At 65.6% G+C, this 6,183-nt stretch carries 4 protein-coding genes; 3 read left to right on the forward strand and 1 reads right to left on the reverse strand.

What is annotated here, in order from left to right; translation table 11 throughout:
* Positions 1-55: 55 nt before the first annotated feature.
* Positions 56-1,144 (reverse strand): TRAP transporter substrate-binding protein, encoded by a 1,089-nt coding sequence (locus tag AC6H42_RS05940; RefSeq protein ID WP_057153080.1) that lies wholly within the window; start codon positions 1,142-1,144, stop codon positions 56-58.
* A gap of 140 nt (positions 1,145-1,284) precedes the next feature.
* Here AC6H42_RS05940 and AC6H42_RS05945 point away from each other — a divergent pair, with 140 nt between their 5' ends.
* The 3 genes from AC6H42_RS05945 (at position 1,285) to AC6H42_RS05955 (ending at position 6,081) form a co-directional block, all read left to right on the forward strand.
* Positions 1,285-2,418, forward strand: a complete 1,134-nt coding sequence (locus AC6H42_RS05945) for a M14 family metallopeptidase (protein ID WP_057153079.1) — start codon at positions 1,285-1,287, stop codon at positions 2,416-2,418.
* A gap of 252 nt (positions 2,419-2,670) precedes the next feature.
* Positions 2,671-4,863 (forward strand): TonB-dependent receptor plug domain-containing protein, encoded by a 2,193-nt coding sequence (locus AC6H42_RS05950; protein ID WP_162249873.1) that lies wholly within the window; start codon positions 2,671-2,673, stop codon positions 4,861-4,863.
* 87 nt (positions 4,864-4,950) lie between these two features.
* Complete coding sequence (locus AC6H42_RS05955) at positions 4,951-6,081, forward strand: hypothetical protein (protein ID WP_057153077.1); 1,131 nt, start codon at positions 4,951-4,953, stop codon at positions 6,079-6,081.
* The last annotated feature ends 102 nt before the right edge of the window (positions 6,082-6,183 follow it).

The following is a 6,183-nucleotide window of genomic DNA, read 5'->3' on the forward strand; positions in this document are numbered from 1 at the left end:
CACGGCGATGCCGACGAAGTATCCCCCGGTCATGGCGAAGCGCCCTGCCGCGCCGCTACCGGCGGCCGGCGTTGATCAGGTAATTCTGCATGGTGGCTTCGGCCACCGAGGCCCACTGGTTCTGGTCCTGGCGGAACTTCTTCCACGGCTCGTAGATCTTCTTGAACTTGGCGTTCCTGGCCGCTTCCTCTTCCATCACGGCGGTCGACAGCTTGTATGACGCGTCCATGATCTCTTTCGAGAAGGTGTGCAGCCTGGCGCCGTTCTTCAGCAGGCGCGCCAGCGCGGCCGGGTTCCTGGTGTCGTACTCGGCCTGCATGGTCACGTGGCACTCGTAGCTGGCGCATTCCACCGCCGCCTGGTATTCCTTGGGCAGCTTTTCCCACTCTTTGATGTTGACATAAAACGACAGTTGCGGCCCGGCCTCCCACCAGCCCGGCGCGTAATAGTGCGGCGCCACGCGCTGCAGGCCCAGCTTTTCATCGTCGTACGGGCCGACCCACTCGGCCGCGTCGATGGTGCCCTTTTCCAGCGCGCCGTAGACGTCGCTGGCCGGAATCTGCTGCGGCACCGCGCCCATGCGCTCCATCACGCGGCCGGCGAAGCCGGCGATGCGGATCTTCAGGCCCTTCATGTCGGCCACCGTTTTCACTTCCTTGCGGTACCAGCCGCCCATCTGCGTGCCGGTATTGCCGGCCATGAAATTGATGATGCCGTAGCCCTTGTAGAACTCGCGCATCAGCTCGCGTCCGCCGCCCTGGTCGTACCACGCGGTCTGCTGGCGCGCGGTCAGGCCGAACGGCACCGCGCAGTCGAAGCAGAACGCCGGATCCTTGCCGAAGTAGTAGTAGGACGGCGTGTGGCCCATCTCCACCGTGCCCGCCTGTACCGCGTCCATCACCTGCAAGCCCGGCACGATCTCGCCGGCGGCGTGCTGGCGGATGGTGAATTTGCCGCCGGTCAGCTCGGCCACGCGCTTGCAGAAGTGGTCGGCCGAGCCGTAGATGGTGTCCAGGGTCTTGGGAAAGCTCGACGCCAGCCGCCACGTGACGGCGGGCTGCGCCTGGGCCAGCGCCGGGGCCACGGCCAGCGCGCCGGCGCCAGCGCCCAGGGTGGCGTTTTTCAGGAAGGAACGACGCTGCATAGGTTCTGTCTCCGGTGTTGTTTTCATGAGGAATCCCGGCCTAGTGTATGACCGAATTAACAAGCTTGCAATCCCAAGCTTGTCCATAAAACTAGTATCATGTCGCACACCCGATACTTTTACCCATCAGGACAGACGCAATGCCTATCAAAATCAGCCACCAATTCGATGCTGGCGCCATCGACGTTCTGCGCGCGGACGACCCTTCCGCGATCGACCTGAACATCCGCAAAGATTCCGCTGCCGACATCATCCAGTGGTTCTACTTCCGCGTGCAGGGCGCCAAGGCGACCCCGCTGACCATGAACTTCCTGAACGCCGGCCAGGCCGCCTATCCGGACGGCTGGAAAGACTACCAGGCCGCCGCCAGCTACGACCGCGAAACCTGGTTCCGCGTGCCCACCTCGTACGACGGCCAGACCATGGTCATCGAACACACACCGGAATACGACAGCGTCTACTACGCCTACTTCGAGCCCTACTCGTGGGAGCGCCACCTGGCCCTGCTGGACAACGCCCAGCTGAACGACTACGTGCGCGTGGAAGACCTGGGCAGCACCCTGGACGGCCACGACATGAACCTGATGGTGATCGGCGAGCCGGAAGAAGGCAAGCCGAAGGTGTGGGTCATTGCGCGCCAGCACCCGGGCGAGACCATGGCGGAATGGTTCGTGGAAGGCATGGTCGACGCCCTGCTGGACGTGGCCAATCCCTTCGGCCGCCAGCTGCTGCAGGAAGCGGTGTTCTACGTGGTGCCGAACATGAACCCGGACGGCTCGGTGCGCGGCAACCTGCGCACCAACGCGGCCGGCGCCAATCTGAACCGCGAATGGCTGAACCCGACCATGGAGCGCAGCCCGGAAGTGTTCCTGGTGCTGAACAAGATGAAGCAAACGGGCTGCGACCTGTTCCTGGACATCCACGGCGACGAAGGCCTGCCCTATGTCTTCACCGCCGGCAGCGAAGCGCTGGAAACCTGGAGCAAGGCCGACGCCCAGCGCCAGCAGGACTTCGTGCAAGCCTTCAAGATCGCCAGCCCGGACTTCCAGGACGCGTTCGGCTACGGTGAAAGCCCGCTGACGCCGGAAACCCTGACCATGGGTTCGCCGCACATTTCGCACGCCTTCGGCTGCCTGTCGCTGACGCTGGAAATGCCGTTCAAGGACAACGCCAACGACCCCGATCCAGTGACCGGCTGGGATGGCGCCCGCAGCGCCCGCCTGGGCGCGGCCATTTTGCAACCGGTGCTGATGTCGCTGCGCGCCAACGCTTGAGAAAATATTTTGCCGGCCGGCGCCCCGCCGGCCGACGCCGATTTGCCGCGATTTGCGGTGATTGTCGGCAATATTCGGCATTTGCGCCCATCTGCCGCGTATCGAGCCGGATAGACAGCCAAGCCGCTGCCAACGCACCAAAATAGCCAATTGAAAGTAGGCAACGTTCCTATTACCATAACGGCAAAGTGGACAAAGCCCGCCTCTGAGCGGGCTTTTTCTTGTGCAAACATTACCCAATCGGCAACCACCATGACCCAACGGCTCCGCCCGTCCCCCACCTTGCTGCGCCTGCTGGCCGCAGTTCCCGTTCTCATCAGCAGCGCCCAGGCCTACGCGGCCGACGAACCGGTCCAGCCCGCCAAGCAGCCGATTCAAAAGGTGGAGATCAAGGGCGCGGCCGAGACCTATGACGCGCGCCGCAACGACACCGCCACCAAGATCGTGGTGACGCAGGAAGAAATCCTGAAGAACGGCGACACCACCATCGGCGAGGTGCTCAAGCGCCTGCCGGGCATCACCGTGGGCGGCGTGCAGGGGCGCGGCGGCGACATCCGCATGCGCGGCCTGGGCAGCGGCTACACCCAGATCATGCTGAACGGCGAACCGGCGCCGCCCGGCTTCTCGCTGGACTCGCTGTCGCCGGACATGATCGAGCGCATCGAAGTGATGCGCGCGGCCACCGCCGAATTTAGCACCCAGGCCATCGCCGGCGGCATCAACATCGTGCTGAAGAAAGCCATCGTCACGGCCCAGCGCGAAGTCAAAGTGGGCCTGCAGGACGACAACGGCAAGCTCGGCACCAACACCAACTTCCAGCTCTCCGACCGCAAGGGCGCCATTTCCTACGCGGTGGGCGGCGGCGTCACCTACGGCAAGTTCAACCGCCCGGCGGAAATCGTCACCACCGGCTACACCCCGGCAGGCGAACAGCACCTGCTGCGCCGCACCGAGCAGACCAGCCAGGGCACCTTCCAGGCGCTGAACCTGTCGCCGCGCGTGAACGTCAACCTCGGCCCGAACGACATCGTCACCTCGCAAAGCTTCGTCAACGTGAACCGCTTCCGCGGCGACACCGACGAGCGCGTGAATACGCTGCAAGGCAAGCTGCCGCGCTACAGCGCCACCAGCGTGAACATCGATTCCGACGTCGCCCTGCTGCGCACCGACCTGACCTGGACCCGCAAGCTGGCCGCCGGCGCCAAGCTGGAAGTGAAAGGCGGCGCCAATTACAACAAGCGCTCCACCGAAGCGCCCACGCTGCAGTACTTCGCCAACAACGTGCTGGCGGTGGACCGCCTGGTCACGTCCGACTCCACCGACAAGGGCTTCACCACCACCGGCAAATACTCCACGCCGCTGTTCGAAGGCCACGCGCTGGCCACCGGCTGGGACGCCGGCTACAGCAAGCGCGACGAAGACCGCATCCAGCGCGAAAGCAGCCCGATCGGCGCGCCGGTGTCCGACCTGGACCAGGTCTACAACGCCGAGGTGCAGCGCCTGGCCCTGTACGCGCAGGACGAATGGACCATCACGGACCGCTGGTCGGTGTACTTCGGCCTGCGCTGGGAAGGCATCGAGACCACCAGCGAAGGCAACGACTATGCGCCGGTGAGCAACAAGTCCAGCGTGTGGAGCCCGCTGTTCCAGACCTTGTGGAAAATCCCCGGCAGCAAGGCCGACCAGGTCCGCCTGGGCATTTCGCGCACCTACAAGGCGCCTGGCGTCAACAGCCTGATCCCGCGCCGCTTCGCCGCCAACAACAACACCGCCACCAGCCCGGACCAGACCGGCAACCCGCTGCTGAAACCGGAACTGGCGTGGGGCCTGGACCTGGCGTTCGAGCATTACCTGCCGGGCGGCGGCCTGATGACGGCCAGCACCTTCGTGCGCCGCATCAAGGACATCACGCGCCAGCAGGTGGCGCTGGTCGACGGCCTGTACGTGTCGCGCCCCATGAACGCCGGCACCGCCAACACGCGCGGCATCGAACTGGAAGCCAAGCTGCCGCTGCGCTCCATGTACCCGACAGCGCCGGCCATCGAAATGCGCGCCAACCTGTCGCGCAACTGGTCCGACCTGGACTCCGTGCCCGGCCCGAACAACCGCCTGGACCAGCAGACCCCGGTCAGCGGCACGGTCGGCGCGGACTGGAAACTGGACAGCTTGCCGCTCACGCTGGGCGGCAGCTTCAGCTTCCAGAGCGGCGGCCCGGTGCGCATCTCGGAGAAACAGTACGCGTACTCGATACCGAAGCGTTCGCTGGACCTGTACGGCTTGTGGAAATTCACCCCGAAGACCCAGCTGCGCGTGGCCGTGGCCAACGCCCTGCACCAGGACAACTACAGCGAATCGACCTTCGTCGAACCTACCGGCACCCTGCGCGACGGCACCCTCACCCCCACCACCGCCGTGGTGCGCGCGCTGCTGGAAATGAAATTCTGATGTAGCACAAGCCCGCCGCGAGTTTATGCTTGCGGCGGCGTGCGCCTGCGCAGATCATGGTCTCCAGCGCCTTGCTTGGAGAACGCCATGAAAAAACCGATGCTGTTGTCCCTGCTGTGCCTGTCCGCCTGCAGCATGCCCTACCGCCCCGCGCAGTTCATGGAAGCGGGCACCACCTTTCCGGGCCTGGCCCATTTTGTCGAACACACGCCCGGCCACCGGGTCGACGTGCTGCTGGTGCACGGCATGTGCACGCACGACGCCAGCTGGGCCAAGGAGACCGTGCGGCAGCTCGGCAGCGCGCTGGCCGCCCACCTGCCGCCGGCCGCCCCGGCGCTGTCCAGGGCCGCGCCGGGGCAGATCGAGATCATCCCCGCCACCGTGCCCGCCGGCGACGGCGCGGTCCGCTTCCAGTCGCTGATCTGGTCGCCGCTGACCACGCCCCTCAAGCAGCAGCTGTGCTACGACCAGACCGACAAATCCCCCGTCTGCCAGGGCAGCCCGCCCTACGCGCCGCAGCGCGCCGGCGTCAACGCCCGGGTGAAGGACCGGCTGATGGACGACTGCCTGCCCGATGCGCTGATCTACCAGGGCGAAGCGCGCGGCCAGATCCAGCAGCGCATGCGCGACGCGGTGCTGCGCGCCACGGCAGGCGCGGCGCCGGATGCGCCGCTGGTGGTGATCGCGGAAAGCCTGGGCAGCAAGATCCTGTTCGACACGCTGAGCAGCATGCTGGACGAACGCGGTGCCGCACCCGGGGCGACAAGAGCAGCGGAAGCCGCCCAGCAAACGCTGGACCGCCTGGCCTACCTGGTGATGGCGGCCAACCAGATTCCCATCCTGGGCCTGGCCGACCAGGGGCTGCCGCTGGAAGTGGGCCGCCGCGCGCTGCCGCAGGACAGCCTGCAGCGCGTGCTGGAGCGGCGCCGCCCGCGCAGCGCCGGCGCCCCGGCACCGGCGGCATCGGAAGCACCGGCCGCCATCGCCGGCCTGACGCTGCTGGCCTTCACCGACCCGAACGATCTGCTGTCCTACACGCTGCTCAAGGAAAAGTACGAACGCCCGGGCGTGGCGGTGCACAACGTGCTGGTATCCAACGCCCGCACCTGGTTCGGCGCCTTCGAAAATCCCGTCGACGCCCACGTGCGCTACCTCGACAACCCCGACGTCGCCCGCCTGATCACCTGTGGCCAGCCCCAGAGCACTCTTTGCCGATAAGCAAAATGGGGTCAGGGTTAATTAATTTTGCAATTATTGCGTCACGTCATGACGCCAATTGCTGCCCGGCATAAGCTTGCCAAATGTCCCGCCCACCCCGCA

This window comes from Massilia sp. NBRC 108631 (assembly GCF_059704565.1).